The sequence below is a fragment of the Actinomadura keratinilytica genome, from assembly GCF_039539665.1.
Taxonomy (GTDB): Bacteria; Actinomycetota; Actinomycetes; order Streptosporangiales; family Streptosporangiaceae; genus Spirillospora; species Spirillospora keratinilytica.
On sequence record NZ_BAABDO010000005.1, the window covers coordinates 49,753 to 68,570 of the forward strand.

20 protein-coding genes are annotated in these 18,818 nt (G+C 73.9%); 4 read left to right on the top strand and 16 right to left on the bottom strand.

Translation table 11 applies throughout. The annotated features are described in order from the left end of the window. Positions 1-25 precede the first annotated feature (25 nt). The 11 genes from ruvA to pgsA form a co-directional block, all read right to left on the bottom strand. Positions 26-628, bottom strand: coding sequence for a Holliday junction branch migration protein RuvA (ruvA, locus tag ABD879_RS03010; protein ID WP_345017161.1), 603 nt, complete (start codon positions 626-628; stop codon positions 26-28). Next, entirely contained in the window at positions 625-1,185 is a 561-nt protein-coding gene (ruvC, locus tag ABD879_RS03015; protein WP_345017163.1) for a crossover junction endodeoxyribonuclease RuvC, read from the bottom strand. Before ruvC ends, ruvA begins: the two co-directional genes overlap by 4 nt. Before the next feature lie 241 nt (positions 1,186-1,426). Next, on the bottom strand, positions 1,427-2,179 hold the full coding sequence (locus tag ABD879_RS03020; protein WP_345017165.1) for a YebC/PmpR family DNA-binding transcriptional regulator: 753 nt from the start codon (positions 2,177-2,179) through the stop codon (positions 1,427-1,429). 23 nt (positions 2,180-2,202) lie between these two features. After that, positions 2,203-2,844: a pyridoxal 5'-phosphate synthase glutaminase subunit PdxT gene (gene pdxT, locus ABD879_RS03025; protein WP_345017293.1), complete on the bottom strand. Its 642-nt coding sequence runs from the start codon at positions 2,842-2,844 to the stop codon at positions 2,203-2,205. 124 nt (positions 2,845-2,968) lie between these two features. Next, on the bottom strand, positions 2,969-3,586 hold the full coding sequence (locus ABD879_RS03030; RefSeq protein WP_345017167.1) for a DUF6928 family protein: 618 nt from the start codon (positions 3,584-3,586) through the stop codon (positions 2,969-2,971). Positions 3,587-3,716: 130 nt separating this feature from the next. Continuing rightward, positions 3,717-4,637 (bottom strand): pyridoxal 5'-phosphate synthase lyase subunit PdxS, encoded by a 921-nt coding sequence (pdxS, locus tag ABD879_RS03035; protein ID WP_345017169.1) that lies wholly within the window; start codon positions 4,635-4,637, stop codon positions 3,717-3,719. Positions 4,638-4,762: 125 nt separating this feature from the next. Continuing rightward, positions 4,763-5,800 carry a DUF3048 domain-containing protein gene (locus tag ABD879_RS03040; RefSeq protein WP_345017170.1) on the bottom strand — a complete coding sequence of 346 codons (1,038 nt, stop codon included), beginning with the start codon at positions 5,798-5,800 and terminating at the stop codon, positions 4,763-4,765. Positions 5,801-5,973: 173 nt separating this feature from the next. After that, the gene (locus tag ABD879_RS03045; protein WP_345017172.1) at positions 5,974-6,510 is read right to left on the bottom strand and encodes a LemA family protein; all 537 of its coding nucleotides are present in this window, start codon (positions 6,508-6,510) and stop codon (positions 5,974-5,976) included. After that, positions 6,507-7,679, bottom strand: a complete 1,173-nt coding sequence (locus ABD879_RS03050; RefSeq protein ID WP_345017174.1) for a glycosyltransferase family 4 protein — start codon at positions 7,677-7,679, stop codon at positions 6,507-6,509. The genes ABD879_RS03045 and ABD879_RS03050 overlap by 4 nt, the downstream gene beginning before the upstream one ends. Beyond that, positions 7,676-8,602 (bottom strand): phosphatidylinositol mannoside acyltransferase, encoded by a 927-nt coding sequence (locus ABD879_RS03055; RefSeq protein ID WP_345017176.1) that lies wholly within the window; start codon positions 8,600-8,602, stop codon positions 7,676-7,678. The genes ABD879_RS03050 and ABD879_RS03055 overlap by 4 nt, the downstream gene beginning before the upstream one ends. After that, on the bottom strand, positions 8,599-9,372 hold the full coding sequence (gene pgsA, locus ABD879_RS03060; protein ID WP_378272397.1) for a phosphatidylinositol phosphate synthase: 774 nt from the start codon (positions 9,370-9,372) through the stop codon (positions 8,599-8,601). Before pgsA ends, ABD879_RS03055 begins: the two co-directional genes overlap by 4 nt. A 491-nt stretch (positions 9,373-9,863) precedes the next feature. On the opposite strand from pgsA, the gene ABD879_RS03065 reads away from it, so the two are divergent. From ABD879_RS03065 to ABD879_RS03075, 3 genes are all read left to right on the top strand, one after another. Further along, entirely contained in the window at positions 9,864-12,023 is a 2,160-nt protein-coding gene (locus ABD879_RS03065) for an elongation factor G-like protein EF-G2 (protein WP_345017178.1), read from the top strand. A gap of 98 nt (positions 12,024-12,121) precedes the next feature. Further along, entirely contained in the window at positions 12,122-12,577 is a 456-nt protein-coding gene (locus ABD879_RS03070; RefSeq protein WP_345017179.1) for a hypothetical protein, read from the top strand. Further along, positions 12,574-13,464 carry a hypothetical protein gene (locus ABD879_RS03075; RefSeq protein ID WP_345017180.1) on the top strand — a complete coding sequence of 297 codons (891 nt, stop codon included), beginning with the start codon at positions 12,574-12,576 and terminating at the stop codon, positions 13,462-13,464. Before ABD879_RS03070 ends, ABD879_RS03075 begins: the two co-directional genes overlap by 4 nt. A gap of 79 nt (positions 13,465-13,543) precedes the next feature. Here ABD879_RS03075 and ABD879_RS03080 read toward each other — a convergent pair whose 3' ends face one another. Both ABD879_RS03080 and ABD879_RS03085 read right to left on the bottom strand, forming a co-directional pair. Beyond that, a complete protein-coding gene (locus tag ABD879_RS03080) occupies positions 13,544-13,951 on the bottom strand; it encodes a thiol-disulfide oxidoreductase DCC family protein (RefSeq protein WP_345017181.1) in 408 nt (135 codons plus the stop codon). Positions 13,952-13,976: 25 nt separating this feature from the next. Further along, positions 13,977-14,603 carry an HIT family protein gene (locus ABD879_RS03085; protein WP_345017182.1) on the bottom strand — a complete coding sequence of 209 codons (627 nt, stop codon included), beginning with the start codon at positions 14,601-14,603 and terminating at the stop codon, positions 13,977-13,979. A gap of 193 nt (positions 14,604-14,796) precedes the next feature. On the opposite strand from ABD879_RS03085, the gene ABD879_RS03090 reads away from it, so the two are divergent. After that, positions 14,797-15,396 carry an Asp23/Gls24 family envelope stress response protein gene (locus ABD879_RS03090; RefSeq protein ID WP_345017183.1) on the top strand — a complete coding sequence of 200 codons (600 nt, stop codon included), beginning with the start codon at positions 14,797-14,799 and terminating at the stop codon, positions 15,394-15,396. 26 nt (positions 15,397-15,422) lie between these two features. On the opposite strand, the gene ABD879_RS03095 is transcribed toward ABD879_RS03090, so the two are convergent. From ABD879_RS03095 to thrS, 3 genes are all read right to left on the bottom strand, one after another. Beyond that, positions 15,423-16,025 carry a hypothetical protein gene (locus ABD879_RS03095; RefSeq protein WP_345017185.1) on the bottom strand — a complete coding sequence of 201 codons (603 nt, stop codon included), beginning with the start codon at positions 16,023-16,025 and terminating at the stop codon, positions 15,423-15,425. 95 nt (positions 16,026-16,120) lie between these two features. Further along, a complete protein-coding gene (locus tag ABD879_RS03100) occupies positions 16,121-16,354 on the bottom strand; it encodes a hypothetical protein (protein ID WP_345017187.1) in 234 nt (77 codons plus the stop codon). 146 nt (positions 16,355-16,500) lie between these two features. Continuing rightward, positions 16,501-18,477, bottom strand: coding sequence for a threonine--tRNA ligase (gene thrS / locus ABD879_RS03105; protein ID WP_345017189.1), 1,977 nt, complete (start codon positions 18,475-18,477; stop codon positions 16,501-16,503). Between the last annotated feature and the right edge of the window lie 341 nt (positions 18,478-18,818).

Genomic DNA, 18,818 nt, shown 5'->3' on the forward strand with positions numbered 1-18,818 from the left:
CGCGCGCCCCTCCCCGCCGTGTCGATCACTTGCTCAGCTTCTTGAGGGCGGCCCGCAGCAGCGCGGAGACCGGCGGCGGGTCGCCGCCGTCCAGATCGGCGGCGACGGCCGCGACGGCGGCCTCGGCGTCCTTGGCGGACCAGCCCAGGTTGACCAGGCCGGTGCGGACCTGCTCGCGCCAGGGTTCGGGGCGGGCCGGGGCGGGCGCGCCGGCGCCGTCGCCGGACGGGGCGCCGAGGCGGTCGCGCAGCTCCAGCACGATGCGCTGGGCGCCCTTCTTGCCGATGCCGGGGACCTTGGTCAGCGCGGCCACGTCCTCGGCGGCGACGGCGCGGCGCAGGGCGTCCGGCGAGTGCACGGCCAGCATCGCCAGCGCCAGGCGGGGCCCGACGCCGCTGGCGGTCTGCAGCACCTCGAACACGGCGCGCTCGTCCTCGTCGGCGAACCCGAACAGGGTCAGCGAGTCCTCGCGGACCACCAGCGAGGTCGGCACCCGCGCCTGCTCGCCGACCTTCAGCCCGGCGAGGGTGGCGGGCGTGCACTGCACCGCCAGGCCCACGCCGTGCACGTCGATCACGGCCGTGTCGGGTCCGGCGGCCGCGACCCGGCCGCTGACGAACGCGATCACTGCGTCGATCCTCCTCTGCTCCTGCCGTGGACGGGGGCCGCGCCGGGCCGGGCGCCGGGCCGGGCGGCGGCCAGCCGGGCCTGCGCGCCGCCGCGCCACACGTGGCAGATCGCCAGTGCCAGCGCGTCGGCGGCGTCGGCGGGCCTGGGCGCGGCGTCCAGCCGCAGCAGCCGCGTCACCATCGCGGTCACCTGGGCCTTGTCGGCGCGGCCGCTGCCGGTGACGGCGGCCTTGGCCTCGCTGGGCGTGTGCAGGGCGACCGGCAGCCCGCGCCGGGCGGCCGCCAGCATGGCCACCCCCGCCGCCTGCGCGGTGCCCATGACGGTGCGCACGTTGTGCTGGGAGAAGACGCGTTCGACGGCCACGGCGTCGGGCCGCACCTCGTCCAGCAGCGCCTCGAGGCCCGCCTCGATGCCCAGCAGCCGGACCGGGACGTCGTCGTCGGGGCTGGTGCGGATGACGTCCACCGCCACCAGCGTCAGCGGCGTGCCCGGCGCGCCGTCCACGACGCCGACTCCGCATCTGGTGAGACCGGGGTCGACTCCCAGCACCCGCACGGCCGCTCCTTCGATCATCCGTTCGGTGTTGGCCACCGTACCGAACGCCCCGGACATCGTCGCGCACCGGCGGCGGCCGTGTCCCCGCGGTGTCCCCGCGGCCGTGTCCCCGCGCCCGCGTCCTGTGCGCCCAGTGCGTGCGGGGGCCCGGCGGCCGGTCCGGCGAACGCGAGCAGCGGCCCCTCCGCCGCGCGGAGGGGCCGCTGCGCCCGTCGGTGGAAAAGGCCCCAGGGGCGAGGGCTCAGGCCTCGACCTTGGCCATGACGTCGTCGGAGACGTCGAAGTTGGCGAAGACCTCCTGCACGTCGTCGGAGTCCTCCAGGGCCTCCAGCAGGCGGAAGACCTTCCTGGCGTTCTCCTCGTCCAGCGGGACGGTGACGCTGGGCAGCCAGTTGGTGTCGGCCGACTCGTAGTCGATGCCGGCGTCCTGCAGCGCGCTGCGCACCGCGATCAGGTCGCCCGCCTCGCAGACCACCTCGAAGTTCTCGCCGAGGTCGTTGACCTCCTCGGCGCCGGCGTCCAGCACCGCCAGCATCAGGTCGTCCTCGGTGGTGCCCGACTTGGGGACGATGATGACGCCCTTGCGGTTGAACAGGTACGACACCGAGCCCGGGTCGGCCATCGAGCCGCCGTTGCGGGTGACCGCGGTGCGCACCTCGGAGGCGGCGCGGTTGCGGTTGTCGGTCAGGCACTCGATCAGCAGGGCGACGCCGCCGGGGGCGTACCCCTCGTACATGATCGTCTGCCAGTCGGCGCCCCCGGCCTCCTCGCCGGCGCCGCGGCGCCGGGCCCGCTCGATGTTGTCGTTGGGGACCGAGTTCTTCTTGGCCTTGTAGATGGCGTCGTACAGGGTGGGGTTGGCGTCGGGGTCCCCGCCGCCGGTCCGCGCCGCGACCTCGATGTTCTTGATCAGCTTGGCGAAGAGCTTGCCCCGCTTGGCGTCGAGGGCGGCCTTCTTGTGCTTGGTCGTCGCCCATTTGGAATGGCCGGACATCCGTCAATCCTCCTGCTCAGTGCTCATTCCGACCCCCTCATGGGGGACCCACCCCCGGCCGCCGCCCGGCGCACCAGGTCGGCGAAGTAGCGGTGCACGCGAAAGTCGCCCGTCAGTTCAGGGTGGAAGGCGGTCGCCATCAGGCGGCCCTGACGGACGGCGACGATCCTACCGGCGTTCGGGCCGCTCTCGGCGCGGCCGAGGACCTCCACGCCGTCGCCGACCGACTCCACCCAGGGAGCGCGGATGAACACCGCGTGGTAGGGCGTGTCGCCCATGCCCGCCAGCCGCACCGGGCTCTCGAAGGAGTCGACCTGGCGGCCGAAGGCGTTGCGCCGCACGGTCATGTCGATGCCGCCGATCGTCTCCTGCCCGGCCACGCCGCCGCGGATGCGGTCCGCGAGCATGATCATGCCGGCGCAGGAGCCGTAGGCGGGCATGCCCGCCTCGATCCGCTTGCGCAGCGGCTCCAGCAGCTCGAAGGCGCGGGCCAGGCGCCACATGGTGGTGGACTCCCCGCCGGGGATGACCAGGGCGTCGCAGCGTTCCAGCTCCCCGGGGCGGCGGACGGCGAGCGTCCGCGCGCCCGCGGCCTGCAGGGCGCGGGCGTGCTCGCGCACGTCGCCCTGCAGGGCGAGCACGCCGATCGTCGGCTCAGACGGCACGGTCGGCACAGCAGTCACCGATGAACCTTCCGGGAGGTACGCATGGACACACGGGGGCGTCGGGGCAGAACCCTAGCCGTTCCTTACAACGCCCCCGGAACCGTCGCTCTTCCGGGGGCGGGGGTCAGCACAGTTTGAAGCGGCGCAGGGGCAGTTCGAGGGGCAGGAAGCCGTCGGTGCCGCGGTCGGCGATGCCGCGTCCGAACATGTGGGCGCGGGCCAGCGCCAGGCCGAAGTCCTCGGGGTCGAACGGCAGCGGCACGTCCCCGGCGCCCCGGTCGATGGCCGTCCAGAACGGGCGTTCGACGGGCAGCCGCTCGCCCTGGTCGACCACGACGCCGTCCTCCTTGGTGACGAACACGTCGCGGCGCAGCGCTCCCCCCTCGTACCAGCGGAACCAGCAGCCGGAGATGACGCTGTGCAGCACGAGCACGCCGCAGCGCGCGCCGGGCAGGGCCGCGGCGACCGAGTCGGCGACGCGGCGGGCGTCGTCGTCGAGGCAGAACAGGCGCCGGTCGCACAGCAGCAGGGCCCGCTGGTCGTAGGCGCCGACGAACAGTTCGTCCTCATACGGCCACAGCGCGAAGTCGAGCACCGTGTCGCCGGTCTCGACCAGGGTCGCGGCCGGGTAGAGCCCGTGCGCCAGCCGGGCCGCCGCGTCGGGATCGGGCCGCAGCCCCGGGCCGAACACCTCGGCGGGCTCCCCCGCGCTGGCGCAGGCGAGCGCGACCGACCAAGCCATCGTCGTCCCCTCCCACGGCCGGAGCCGCCCAGGGGCGTCGCAGCCCCCGACCGGCCGCGCGGCCAGCGTAAACCTTCCGGTGGCGCCGTGTGGAGGGGGGAGGTGCTGCGCCGTCACTCCCCCGCGGCGGTCACCAGCCGCGGCCGGCGTACTTCTGGTCCTCGCCGAGCGAGGCGACGTTGATGCCGACCATGGCCTCGCCGAGGCCGCGGGAGGCCTTGGCGACCACGTCGGGGTCGTCGTAGAAGGTGGTGGCCTTGACGATCGCCTCGGCGCGCTTGACCGGGTCGCCGGACTTGAAGATGCCCGAGCCGACGAACACGCCCTCGGCGCCCAGCTGCATCATCATGGCGGCGTCGGCGGGGGTGGCGATGCCGCCGGCGGTGAACAGCACGACCGGCAGCTTGCCCGCCTGCGCGACCTCCTTGACCAGCTCGTAGGGGGCCTGCAGCTCCTTGGCGGCCACGAACAGCTCGTCCTCGGGCAGCGACTGCAGGCGCCGGATCTCGGCGCGGATGCGGCGCATGTGGGTGGTGGCGTTGGAGACGTCGCCGGTGCCGGCCTCGCCCTTGGAGCGGATCATCGCGGCGCCCTCGGTGATGCGGCGCAGCGCCTCGCCGAGGTTGGTGGCGCCGCACACGAACGGCACGGTGAAGGCCCACTTGTCGATGTGGTTCTCGTAGTCGGCGGGGGTGAGCACCTCCGACTCGTCGATGTAGTCGACGCCGAGGGCCTGCAGCACCTGCGCCTCGACGAAGTGGCCGATCCGCGCCTTGGCCATGACGGGGATGGAGACCGCCTCGATGATGCTCTCGATCATGTCGGGGTCGCTCATCCGGGCGACGCCGCCCTGGGCGCGGATGTCGGCGGGAACGCGCTCCAGTGCCATGACCGCCACCGCGCCCGCGTCCTCGGCGATCTTCGCCTGCTCGGGGGTGACGACGTCCATGATCACGCCGCCCTTGAGCATCTCCGCCATGCCGCGCTTGACGCGGGCGGTCCCGGTCTCGGGGACGGCGTTCGCGGTGGCGGGGACGTCGGTAGTGGACACGGGCATTCCTCACATGGAAGGGACGACAAAGTCATTTCCCATGATATTGCCTGCTCGGGCGAGAAACGGACCCGCCAGGCCGTCAACGCGCGCGCCGCCGCCTTTACGCCGTGTCGGCCCGGCGGCTAGGGCATGTACGGCCGGCCGTCGTTGACCAGGACCACCCACACCTGCCCCGCGGCGAACGTCATGGGCCTGCCGTCGGCGGTGGTGAACGTGGTGCCCTGCGTCTCGGAGGGGCGCGACCAGCGCGCGTCGTAGGCCATGCCGTCGCGCAGCACCGTCGCCCGTCCCGTCCCCGTGGTGTGGATCAGCGGGGTGTAGCTGCCGAGGAAGTCGTGGAACTTCGAGCGGGTGGTCTTGGCGTACTGGACGACGATGGTGTGGCCGCCCAGGACGTCGCCCTCGGCGCCCACGTTGACGCGCCCGCCGAACGACGACAGCCACCGCTTCCTCTTGGCCGACCAGGTGAACGCCATGGTCGCCGACGGCCAGCGCGCGGTGAAGGTCTTGGTGGGCCTGCCGCCGGCGGGGGCGGGCCCGAACCGGAAGCCGATGTCGCGGGGCGGCTCGGCGCGCGGGGCCAGCCTCAGCAGGTTCCTGGGGTCGGCGTACAGGTTGTAGGGGATCGGCTTGGGCCCGGCCCGGAAGTAGGCGGACCCGCCGTTCTCCTGCGACACGTCGTACACCGGCGCCCGGCGCACGTACGGCTTCATCTTGCTCTGCACGCCGGAGAAGGCGAACGCGGGACGGCCGAACTGCGGCAGGATGTGCAGGTCGGAGATGCGGGCGCTGCGCACCGGGCCGACGCGGCGCGGATACCGGGACGAGTACACCGCCATCAGCCGGGTCTCGCCGCCCTCCACCTGCTCGACGTAGACGATGTCGGCCGCGGTCACGCCGGACTGGGGCATCGCCGGGCGGGTGTTCTCGATCTTCACGGCCAGCACCGGGTTGCGCAGCCCGCGCGTGCCGCCGGTGAACGGGTGGGTCGCCGGGGTCGGCGCCGACGGGGCGGTGCCGCCGGACGCGACGGGCGGCGCGGCGTCCTCGGCGACGCGCCCGGAGCAGCCCGCCAGCGTCCCGGCCAGGACGGCGGCGCAGGCCAGCCCCGCGGCCGCCCGGCCGCCCCGCGTTCCCCGCACAACCCCTGCGAATCGCACGATGTCCCTCCTCCTGCGACCCGCCCGAGGGTAGCGAACCGGCACATATTCCAGGTTCCGCCCGGACGGAAGCGGCCGCACAGGGGTACGGGCGGCTCGACCGGACGGCTCGACGGGCGGCTCGACCGGCGACGTTCACCGGCCCGCGCCGGCCCGGCCGCGGGACGGCCCGGTCACAGGCGGGGCGGGTCGTCGTCGATCTCGAAGAAGTCCGGCAGGGGCGCCTTGCCCGCCAGCGGCAGCACGCGGATCAGCAGCTTGCGGCGGGCGATGCGGGCGGCGGAGACCGCGTCGTTGTAGAAGCGGCGGGCGTAGACGACCTTGGCCGCGGCGCCCGCCAGCTCCTCCAGCACGGCCTTGCCGTCGTCGCGGGCCGCCACGGCGGCGGCGAACCCGGGCTGGTCGGCCACGGCCCGCAGCGCGCGCGACAGGTCGCTCTCGGCGAACTCCCGGGACTCGGCGTCGGCGGTGCGGGCCTCGTGCGCGGCCGTGGCCAGCAGCAGGCTCGTCGCGGGGTCCAGCAGCCGCGAGGCCGCCAGCTCCAGGGCGACCGCCGCGCGGCGCACCAGCGCGGCGTCCAGCGCGGCCCGGGCGGTCTCCACGCGCACGTGCAGCCGGTCCAGGCGGGTGGCCCGCCACGACACGTACACGCCGACCAGGAACACGACGGCGATCCAGAACAGGACGTCGATGATCCAGTCGTAGGTCACGGCCGCGCCTCACCCCCGGCCCGGCCGGCGCCCGGCGACTCCACGACCCCGGCGCCGTCCAGGGCGACCGTCTCGTACACGCGCAGCACGTCGCGCGCCACGGCGGACCAGTCGTAGCGCCGCACCGCCGCGCGCGCCTCGGCCGACAGCTGCTTGCGCCGCGGCGCGTCGTCCAGCAGCTCCCCGGCGACCCGGGCGAGGGCCTCGTGGTCGCCCACCGGGAACAGCGCCCCGGCGCGCCCGCCCAGCAGCACCCGGTCGAACGCCTCCAGGTCGCTGGCCACGATCGGGGCGCCCGCCGACATCGCCTCGGCCAGCACGATGCCGAAGCTCTCCCCGCCGGTGTTGGGCGCCACGAACACGTCCACCGAGTGGTAGGCGCGGATCTTGTCCTCTTCGCTGACCATGCCGAGCGTCACGACCCGGTCGCGCAGCTCGCGCGGGACCCGGCCGAGGGCCTCTTCGGCGTCGCCGGGGCCGGCCAGCAGCAGCCGCAGGCCGGGCCGCCGGCGGCCCAGGATCTCGAAGGCGCGCAGCAGCACCGGCAGGCCCTTGCGGGGCTCGTCCATGCGGCCCAAAAAGCCCAGGGTCTGCACGCCGTCGGAGCGGCCCGGCTGCCAGCCCGGCAGCGGCTCGGCCATCGCGTACCGCTCGGTGGCCACCCCGTTGGGGATCAGCACCGCGTCGCCGCCGAGGTGCTCGACGAGGGTCTTGCGGGCCGCCTCCGACACCGCGATCCGCCCGGTGATCTTCTCCAGGGCGCTCTGCAGGATCGGCGCGGTCACCGCCACCACCCGCGAGCGCTCGTAGGAGGCGTGGAAGGTGCCGACGATCGGGCCGTCGGCCGCCCAGCACGCCAGGATGCCCAGCGACGGCGCGGCGGGCTCGTGGACGTGCAGCACGTCGAACCGGCCCTCGGTGATCCACCGCCGGACCCGGCTCGCCGACAGGGGCCCGAACGCCACGCGCCCCACCGAGCCGTTGTAGGGGACGGGCACGGCGCGTCCCGTGGACACCGCGTACGGCGGGAGGGCCGCGTCGTCGTCGGCGGGGGTGATGACCGACACGTGGTGGCCGAACCCGATGAGCGCCTCGGCCAGGTCGCGGATGTGCTGCTGCACGCCGCCCGGGACGTTCCAGGTGTACGGGCACACGATGCCGATCCTCACCGGGCGCCCTCCCCGGCGGGGCGGCCGTCGGCGGCCATGTCCTCCACCCACACCTTCTGCAGCATGTGCCAGTCCTCGGGATGGGCGGCGATGCCCGCCTCGAACTCCCGCGCCAGCCGCTGCGTCACGGCCAGGGTGCGCTCGCGCCTGTCCCCCTCCTCGGGCACCGGGATCTCCTCGTGCACCCGGGCCGCCCAGTAGTCGCCCTCGTACCAGAGGGTCACCGGGAACAGCGCGGCGCCCGTCCGCATGGCCAGCGCGGCGGTCACCGCGGGCATGCGCGCGGTCGCGCCGAAGAACTCCACCTCCACGCCCGTGTCGGTGAGGTCGCGGTCGACGACCAGGCAGACCGCGCCGCCCGCGCGCAGCCGCCGGGCCATCCGGCCGAACGCCGACGCGCCCCGGTGGGCCAGCACCTCCATGCCCAGGCTCTCGCGGAAGGCGACGAACCGGTCGAACAGCGACTCGGGTTCGAGGCGTTCGGCGACGGTGGTGAACGGGTGGCCGTGGTGCACCAGCCAGGCGCCGGCCGCCTCGTAGTTGCCCATGTGCGGCAGGGCCAGGATCACCCCGCGGCCCGACTCCAGCGCCGCGAACACCTTCTCGGCGCCCCGCACCCGCGAGCGTCCGAGGATGCGGTCGCGGTCGTACTCGGGGAGCCGGAAGACCTCCAGCCAGTACCGGAGGTACGAGCGCATCACCTTCTTGCTGAGCACCCGCACCTCGTCGTCCACGGCGTCCTTGCCCAGGACGCGGCACAGGTTCCTCTCCAGCTGGCGGACGCCCTGGCCGTGCTGCCGCCAGGTGTGGTCGGCGAGGGCCCGGAACACCGCGCGGGCCGCCGGTTCGGGTGTCTTGCGGACGACCGTCCACCCCAGGGCGTACGCGACGTCCATGGCCTCGTCGCGCAGGCCCGTCCTCATGGTCGGGGCTCCGAGGCGGAGTCGAGCCTGCGCACGTTCCACTTGCGCCGTCCGCCCTTCCCGGCCCGCCCGGCGGCCTTCTCGGAGGCGTTCCCGGTGCCGTTGCCGGACGGCCGGTCCCGGCGGCGCCCCGCGTCCGGGGGCGGCGTCGGCGCGGCGGGCCGGGGGTCGGTGTCGGCGAGGGCCTGCGCGCGCACGGCCGCGAACCGCTGCCCCACGGTGACGGTGCTGAGCACGGCCAGCACCCACAGCGCCGCGGCCAGCACGTAGGGCACGCCGAGGCCGTCGAGCCCGGTGGCCACCAGGATCACGATCAGGCGCTCGGCGCGTTCGGCGATGCCCACGTTGCAGGTGTAGCCCAGGCCCTCCGCGCGCGCCTTGGCGTACGACACCACCACGCCCGCGACCAGGCAGTACAGGGCGACCCCGGCGAGCTGCTCCTGGCCGTCCCGGTACAGGCCGATCATCACCCCGGAGAAGATCGCCGCGTCGGCGACCCGGTCCATGGTGGAGTCCAGGAACGCGCCCCACTTGGAGATCTTCCCGGTCACCCGGGCGACCGCGCCGTCCAGCATGTCGAACAGCACGAACGCGGTGATGAGGAGGACGCCCCAGAAGAACTCGCCGCGCGGGAAGAAGCCGAGGGCCCCCGCCACCACGCCCGCGGTCCCGATGATCGTGATGGCGTTGGGCGTGACCCCGGTGCGCGCGATGGTCCGGCCGACGGGGGTCAGGACGCGTCCCAGCGCGGGCCGCACTTTGTTGAGCATCGCCGTCCGATCTTCTCGTGTCCGTCTCAAGCCGAGGGCCCACGGCCCGCGCAGGGGGCCATCGTAGTGCGACCGATCACCCCCGGGGTGCGCGCGAGCCGCGGAGGTAGCCACGGAGTGCACACGGTTGTGCACGATCCGCACAGGGTCGGAATGCCTACCGATCCCCGCAACCCAGGCACCTGCCCTTAAGTCTGACGCAATCCCCACACATACCGGCGCAGGCCCCCCGTCCCGCATGACGAGGGACATGCGCCCGGCCAACGGACGGTGTCACGGCGGGAACGCCGGGGCGGCCAAGAGATGGCACGGTTTGCCGCCCACCCCTTGTGATCCGGCCCCTCACGGGAAATGGTGGTGCTACGGGTGTGACGCCGGTCACGCACGTCATGAAGGTGGCCCAGCGCCGCACTCGGGCGTCAGGGCCGGGTCCGCGCGGCCCGGCTCCGTTCCAGACGGCCCCGCACGGGGCGGTCCGAGGAGGTAGAGCTATGGCGGACAAAGGAGGCCACGCGGGAGGCCCCGGCAGGGCACCGGAGGCCGGCCGGCCCGACAAGGTGCGCAACGTCGCGCTGGTCGGCCACTCGGGGGCGGGCAAGACCACGCTGGTCGAGGCGCTGCTCGCCGCGACCGGCACCATCCAGCGGCGCGGGCGCGTCGAGGACGGCACCACGGTCAGCGACTTCGACGACGTCGAGATGCGCCAGCAGCGCTCGGTCAACCTCGCCCTGGCCCCGCTGGTCCACGCGGGCATCAAGGTCAACCTCATCGACACCCCCGGATACGCCGACTTCGTGGGCGACCTGCGCGCCGGGCTGCGCGCCGCCGACGCGGCGCTGTTCGTGATCTCCGCGGTGGACGGCATCGACGGCCTCACCCGTCAGCTGTGGGAGGAGTGCGCGGCCGTCGGCATGCCCCGGGCGGTCGTCATCACCAAGGTCGACCAGCAGCGCGGCGACTTCGACGACGTGGTCCTGACCTGCCAGGACGTCTTCGGCGAGGGCGTGGCGCCGGTCTACTTCCCGATCGGCTCGGGGGACGGGCTGCGCGGCCTGATCGGGCTGCTGACCCGGCGCTGCTTCGACTACTCCACCGGCGAGCGGGTGGAGTGCGAGCCCGACCCCGAGTTCCTCGACCAGATCGCCGAGCAGCGCGCCGCGCTGATCGAGGGGATCATCCAGGAGAGCGAGGACGAGACCCTCATGGACCGGTACCTGGCCGGCGAGGAGATCGACGTCAAGGCGCTCATCCAGGACCTGGAGACCGCGGTCGCGCGCGGCAGCTTCTACCCCGTGCTGGCCACCGCGGTCCCGCACGGCGCCGACGCCGGGCCGGTCGTCGGCATGCTGGAGCTGCTGGAGGTCATCACCCAGGCGTTCCCGTCCCCGCTCGAGCACGGCATCCCCGCCGTGACCGCCGTCGGCGGCGGCTCCCCCGAGCGGGTGCGCTGCGACCCCGACGGCCCCCTGGTCGCCGAGATCGTCAAGACCGTCTCCGACCCGTACGTGGGGCGCATCTCCCTGGTGCGGGTGTTCTCCGGGACGCTGCGCCCCGACACGGTGGTGCACCTGTCCGGGCACGGGCTGGAGGACCGCGGACACGAGGACCACGACGTCGACGAGCGCGTCGGCGCGCTGTCGTCCCCGCTCGGCAAGCACCAGCGCCCCGTGTCGGCGTGCGTGGCGGGCGACATCTGCGCGGTCGCCAAGCTGGGCCGCGCCGAGACCGGCGACACCCTGTCCGACCCCGCCAAGCCGATGGTGATGGCGCCCTGGACGATGCCCGACCCGCTGCTGCCGGTGGCGATCCAGGCACGCTCCAAGGCCGACGAGGACAAGCTCAGCCAGGCGCTGGGGCGGCTGGTCGCCGAGGACCCCACACTGCGGCTGGAGAACAACCCCGAGACCCGCCAGCTGGTGCTGTGGTGCATGGGCGAGGCGCACGCCGACGTGCTGATCGACCGGCTCAGCGCCCGCTACGGCGTGGAGGTCGAGCGGATCGACCTGCGCATCCCGCTGCGCGAGACGTTCGGCGCCCCCGCCAAGGGCCTCGGCCGGCACGTCAAGCAGAGCGGCGGGCACGGCCAGTACGGCATCTGCCACATCGAGGTCGAGCCGCTGCCGTCCGGCGCGGGCTTCGAGTTCGTCGACAAGATCGTCGGCGGGGTGATCCCCCGCCAGTTCATCCCGTCGGTGGAGAAGGGGCTGCGCCAGCAGATGGCCCGCGGCGTCTCCGCCGGCTACCCGCTGGTCGACATCCGGGTGACCCTGTACGACGGCAAGGCCCACTCGGTGGACTCCTCCGACATGGCGTTCCAGACCGCGGGCGCGCTGGCCCTCAAGGACGCCGCCGCCAAGGTGCCGATCCTGCTGCTGGAGCCGGTGGACGAGGTGGGCGTGCTGGTCGCCGACGAGTACGTCGGGGCGGTCATGTCCGACCTGACCTCCCGCCGCGGCCGGGTGCTCGGCTCGGAGTCGGTGCCGGGCGGCCGCACGATGATCCGGGCCGAGGTGCCGCAGCTGGAGATCGTCCGGTACGCGATCGACCTGCGGTCGATGTCGCAGGGCACCGGCACGTTCAGCCGCACCTTCCTGCGGTACGAGCCGCTGCCGTCGCACCTGGCCGACAAGGTCGCCGCCGCCTCCGGCTGACCCGCCCCTTTCCGGCCCCCTTCCCGGCGTCGTCCGTCCCGCCGCCGGGGCGGACGACGCCCCCGGACCGGCGGCCATGATCGCGCTAGGCTGCTGCCGTGGATCCGGGGGTCTTCCGACTCAGCACGCCCGGCCGCCTGTGGCGCACCCTCGCCGCCGCCACGGTGATCGGCACGCTGCTCTACACCACTTCGTGCGGGACCGACGACGACTTCCCGCTGGGGCCGATGACGCAGTTCGCGTTCTCGGTCAAGGACGACGGCGGTGAGATCCACTCGCACTGGCTGGAGGCCGACACCGCCGCGGGGACGCATGTCAAGCTGCCGATGGACGCCGTGGGGGCCGGCATGAAACGCGCCGAGATCGAAGGCCAGATGACCCGGATCGTGCGCGATCCGTCGCTGCTGCAGGGCATCGCCGACGCCCAGCGGCGGCTGCACCCCGACCGCCCCGCGCTGACCCGGATCTACCTGGTGCACCAGGTCAAGACGCTGCGCGACGGCAAGGTCGTCGCCACCAGCGTCCGCAACCGCGCCGTGTGGACCGTGCGGTGAACGCGGCCACGCCCTGGGGCCGCTGGTGGTACGCCCCGATCCCGCGCGCCCGCGTCGCCTGGCTGCGCCTGCTGGCCTACGGGTTCCTGCCGGTCGACATGCTGCTGTTCACCAACAGCGCGCTCGCGCACGCCCGGCTGCCCGGCGACCTGTACCAGCCCGTGCGGCTGGCGCGCTGGCTGCACCTGCCCGCCCCCACCCCCGCCGCGATGTACACGCTGCTCGCGGTCACGCTGGCGGCGGGCCTGGTCGCTGCGACGGGGCGGTTCGCGCCGCGCGCGTCCGGCTTCGTCGCCGCGGGCGGGTACCTGTGGTGGGTCACGATCAGCATGTCCTACGGCAAGGTGGACCACGACCATCTGGCGCTGGTCGTGGCGCTGTTCGTGCTGCCCACCGTGGGACGGGCCCGCCTCGGCGACCCCGCGCCGTGCGAGGCGTCCGGCTGGTCGGTGCGGTGCGTGCAGGTGGCGGTGGTGGCCGCCTACTTCCTGTCGGCGTGGGCGAAGGTGCGCATCGGCGGGTTCCCGGACTGGCCGAACGGCTCCACCGTGCAGTGGGCCCTCAACCGCCGCGGCACCCCGCTGGGCCGCGCCCTCGTCGACTACCCGCTGCCGCTGAAGGCGGGCCAGTGGATCATGTTCGTGGCGGAGGTGGCCTCACCGCTGCTGCTGTTCGCGCGGGGCCGCCCGCTGTACGCGGGCGTGGTGTTCTTCGCGGGGTTCCATCTGGTCACCTACGCGCTGCTGTCCATCCACTTCCTGCCGCACACGATCTGGCTGCTGGCGTTCCTGCCGCTGGAGCGGCTGCCGCTGCCGCGCGGGCGGGCGGGCCGCCGGCCCGCCGAGGCCCCCGCCGCGTCCGTCGGCAAGGAGCCGCAGCCCTCCTGAACCCGGATTGCGAACGCGGGTCCTGGACGCGGGTCCTGGACGCGGATTCGGCCCGGCCCGGAGCGCCGCGTCGGCCTGCTCAGCCCTGCTGCCGCGCCCCGGGGCGCTGGGCGGCGGGCAGCACGCACGCGGCGGTGCCGCCCGGCATGCGGTGGCGGTTGGCGGCCACGAGCCGGTACACGCCGTGGGCGATCCACCGCACCGGCGGCACCCGCAGCACCGCGCCCAGCGGCCACCACGGCCCGCCCGCGTCCATCAGCAGCCGCGCGATGGCCTGCGCCCCGCCGCTCACCCGGCCCGCCCGGTCCACCCACAGGACCTCGTACTCGGCCCGCTCGGCGGTGGTGCCGAGCGCGTCCAGGTCCGCGAACTGGAACGCGACGATCCGCGCGGACGTCGGGATGCGCCGCTCGACGAACCGCACCGAGGTGGTGCAGAACCCGCAGTCGCCGTCGTAGACCAGCACCGGCCGTTCGCGTCGTGTCATGCCCCCATCATCACCGATCAAGGGCTCACGCGTGCGGCCAGGCGTCGGCGAGGATCTGCCGGGTCTCGCGCAGCAGCTGCGGCAGCACCCGGGTGCGCCCGACCACCGGCATGAAGTTGGTGTCGCCGCCCCAGCGCGGCACCACGTGCTGGTGCAGGTGCGCGGCGATGCCCGCCCCGGCGACCTGGCCGAGGTTCATGCCGACGTTGAAGCCGTGGGCGCCGCTGGCCTTGCGCAGCGCGCTCAGGGAGCTGCGGGTCAGCTCGGCCAGCTCGGTGTACTCGGCCGCGTCGAGCTCGGTGTAGTCGGCGACGTGCCGGTAGGGGACGACCATCAGGTGGCCGGAGTTGTACGGGTAGAGGTTGAGGACCGCGTACACCGACGCGCCGCGGGCCACGATCAGGCCCTCCTCGTCGGTCATCTTCGGGATCTCGCAGAACGGGCAGTCGTCCTCGGCCCCGGCGCCCGAGGGCTTGTTCTCGCCCTTGATGTAGGCCATGCGGTGCGGCGTCCACAGCCGCTGGAAGTCGTCCGGGACGCCCGCTCCGCCGCGTTCCTCCTCGAGGACGGGCTCATCTCCGGGGCTCTTCCCCGACTCGGGCGCGTCCGCGCGCGCCTCCTCCACCACGGGCTCCTCCGGCTCTACGCTCAAAGCGGCGCTCTCCTTATTGTCCACGGCCTGACCAGCAGCATAGAGAGGGAAGCCGGACGGCCTGAAGTCGGGATGCCGGCCCGCCCGCCCCGCCGCGGCCCCGCGCGGGCAGTCGAACGGCGTCCGCTTCGCGTGACGTGACAGGCGCGCCTACGCCACCATGGACTTCCTGTCAGAAAGGGTGGACCGATCGATGACCGATCTCGACAAGGGCCGCCCCGGGGAGGGCGGGGACGCGCCGCACCCCGAGGTCCGGTCCGCGCCCTTCTTCCCCGGTCTCGGCGGACGCGCCGGAGGCGTCCCCTCCCCGGCCGGGGTGCCGCTGAGCTCCCCGCCGCCGGTGCCGCCGCCGACGTCCGGTTCGCCCCCGGCGGCCCCGCCGGCCGCGGAGCCCGCGCGGCCGGCCGCGCCGGAGTCCGGGGCCGCCGACCGGCCCGCGGGCGAGGACGCCGAGCCCTCCCCCGGCACGACCGCGACGGTGAAGGGCCGCGTGACGATCGAGGACGAGGTCGTCGAGAAGATCGCGAGGCTGGCCGCGCTGGAGGTCGGCGGGGTCGCCGGGCTGGCGGGCGGACCGGGGCGGACCGGTCAGCCGGGCACCCCCGGCGTGCGGATCCGCCTGCAGGACAACGCGGTCACCCTGGACCTGGCCGTCGCGGTCGAGTACGGCAGCGTGATCATGGACGTGGCCAAGGCGGTCAAGGCGAACGTGGCGCGCGTCATCGGGCTGATGCTCGGCATGCGCGTGCTGGCCGTCAACGTGTCGGTCGAGGACGTGCGCGTGCCCGAGTGAGCCGCCCCGCGGGGGTCGCCCGGGGGTCACGCGGCGGGACGCGCGTAGCACGTCTGCGTGGACACGCCGACCGAGATCGTGGTGACCTTCACCCGCTCCACCTCGGCCGCCGGGACGCCGGTGAACTCGAACGTGTGCGGGACGCCGCTGCGGACCGTGGCCTGCTTCTCGGCGGTGTACCCGCTGCGCAGCGACACCTGCGCCCGCGCGAACCCGCTGGCCGACGCGCTCACCGCCACCTCCAGGCCGCCGTCGCCGGCGCGGTACACCGCGCTGCCCTCCGGGCACCAGGTGACGGTGGTGCCGGTCTGCAGCTCGGGGCTCGGCCCGGACTGCTGCCGCGGGGTGGACGGGCCCGTCCCGCCCCGCCGGGGCGCGCCGCCCGTCGGCCTCGGCGTGGGCGTGGCCGCCGGGGCGGCGCCGTCCGGCGGCGTCCAGCCGCCGGGCTCGGTGGCCTCGGGGGTCGTCCGGTCGGCCGCCTCGCCGGACGCCGCGCCGCGCCCGCCGTCGAACAGCGGCATGAGCAGCACCACGACGGCCGCCACGGCCAGCACCACGGACCCGCCGTACCCGAGCACCCGGCCCACGACCGGACGGTGCGCCGTCCCCGGCCGCCGCGTGGTTCTCATCGCGCCCGTCTCCCGCTCGTCGAAACCGCCCGCTGAGGCTACCAACTCCGGCGCGCGGCGGGCGGCGGCTCGGGAAGGGTCGCGCGGACGGCCGGTCAGTCGTCCTCGCGCAGGGCCCGGTCCATGCAGGCGAAGATCTCGGCGGCGGTGGGGTCGCCGGCGTCGCAGGTGCGGCAGTAGGTGACCGGGATGGCCGCCACGCCCGCGGTGTCGGGGTCCAGGGGGACGGCGGCGGTGATCTGGTCGTGTCCGCCGCACCCGGGGCACGCGGCGGGGGCGTCGGCCTGCGCGATGAGGCGGGCGACTTCCTCGATGTAGCGATCGTCCATGACGGGGGCGCCCCTTCGGATGGGCTTGCTTACGCAGAGTGTCTCGCGCCGAAGGGCCGCCGCGCGCGGAAACCGCGCAACGATCATGCGGCGGCCCGGGCCGGTTCCGGCCCGGGCCGCCGCGGACGATGCGGAGCGGGCGGGCGTCAGATCTGGATGCGGGCCTCGACCGCCTTGACGATCTCCTCGACCGCCTCGTCGATCGGCACCCCGTTCTTCTGCTCCCCGCTGCGGTAGCGGAACGACACCGCGTCCTTGGACACGTCGTCGTCGCCCGCCAGCAGCATGTACGGCACCTTCTGCTTCTGCGCGTTGCGGATCTTCTTCTGCATCCGGTCGGCGGAGGCGTCGACCTCGACCCGGATGCCGCGCTCGCGCAGCCGCGCCGCGACCTTCTCCAGGTGCGGCACGTGGGCGTCGCCGATCGGGATGCCGACCACCTGCACCGGGGCCAGCCACGGCGGCATGGCGCCGGCGTAGTGCTCCAGCAGCACGCCGAAGAACCGCTCGATCGACCCGAACAGCGCGCGGTGCAGCATGACCGGGCGCTGCCGCGATCCGTCGGCGGCCTGGTACTCCAGGTCGAAGCGGTCGGGCTGGTTGAGGTCCACCTGGATGGTGGACAGCTGCCAGGTGCGGCCGATGGCGTCCTTGGCCTGCACGGAGATCTTCGGGCCGTAGAACGCCGCGCCGCCCGGGTCGTCCACCAGCTCCAGGCCGGAGTCGGCGGCGGCCTCGCGCAGCGCCGCGGTCGACTGCTCCCAGTACTCGTCGGAGCCGATGAACTTCTCCGAGTCGTCCCGGGTGGACAGCTCCAGGTAGAACTCGCTCAGGCCGAAGTCGCGCAGCAGGTCCAGCACGAACGCGAGCAGGTTCTTGATCTCGCCGACCATCTGCTCGCGGGTGCAGTAGATGTGCGCGTCGTCCTGGGTCATGCCGCGCACCCGGGTGAGGCCGTGCACCACGCCGGACTTCTCGTACCGGTAGACGTTGCCGAACTCGAACAGCCGCAGCGGCAGCTCCCGGTACGACCGCCCCCGCGCCCTGAAGATCAGGTTGTGCATGGGGCAGTTCATCGGCTTGAGGTAGTACTCGCCGCCGTCCACCTCCATGGCCGGGAACATGTCGTCCTTGTACCAGCCGAGGTGCCCGGAGGTCTCGAACAGGGCGCCCTTGGTGATGTGCGGGGTGTTGACGAACTCGTACCCGGCCTCCTCGTGGCGGCGCCGGGAGTAGTCCTCCATCACCTTGCGGACCACGCCGCCCTTGGGGTGGAAGACGGCCAGGCCGCTGCCGATCTCGTTGGGGAAGGAGAACAGGTCCAGCTCGGCGCCGAGCTTGCGGTGGTCGCGCTTCTCGGCCTCCTCCAGGAACCTCAGGTACTCGTCCTGCCGCTCCCGGGACTCCCAGGCGGTGCCGTAGATGCGCTGCAGCTGCGGGTTCTTCTCGCTGCCGCGCCAGTACGCCCCGCCCGAGCGCATCAGCTTGAACGCGGGGATGGCCTTGGTGGTGGGCACGTGCGGGCCCCGGCACAGGTCCTTCCAGCGCAGCTCGCCGCTCTTGGCGTCGAGGTTGTCGTAGATGGTCAGCTGCCCGGCGCCGACCTCGACGTCCGCGCCGTCGTCCGAGCCGGCGGCCCCCTTGAGGCCGATGAGCTCCAGCTTGTACGGCTCGTGCGCCAGCTCCCGGCGGGCCTGCTCGTCGCTGACGGGGCGGCGGCAGAACCGCTGCCCCTGCTTGACGATCTCGCGCATGCGCTTCTCGATGCGCTTGAGGTCCTCGGGGGTGAACGGCTCGGCGACGTCGAAGTCGTAGTAGAAGCCGTTCTCGACGGGCGGGCCGATGCCGAGGCGGGCCTCGGGGAACAGGTCCTGCACGGCCTGGGCGAGCACGTGCGCGGTGGAGTGGCGCATGATGGCGCGGCCGTCCTCGGAGCCGATCTCGACGGGCTCCACCACGGCGCCGTCGCTCAGTTCGTGGTCCAGGTCGCGCAGCTCGCCGTCCACGCGCGCGGCGATCACGGTCCGGCCGTCGGCCTGCAGGGCCTGCCCGGCGGTGGTTCCGGCCGGCACCACCCGCTCGTCGCCGTCGAGGGTGATGCGCAGTTCGGACACGGTGGACACGGATTCTCCTCGCGATGGTGGGACGGGATCGGCGGGTTTCGATGCTAGCGACTCGGCGGCCGCGTCGGACGCATCCGGCTCCATGGTCGGGCTCCTGTCGTCGGGTCGGGCGGGGCCCGGGAGGCGCCGGCGGCCCGGAACGCGGCAGGGCCCCGGGAGCACCTCCCGGGGCCCTGCCGCTTGCGATGTCTAGGGCATGCGGTCGCCGCGCCGGGAGTCGCCCGGCGTCGTCGTCGGTACACGGCTCGCGCCCGCCGCTCGCGGACTGATCACCGCCTGTGACACGACCTGCATGGGGCCATGCTACCCGACGGCGCAGATGGCCGCCCGGTGGTCGGCGG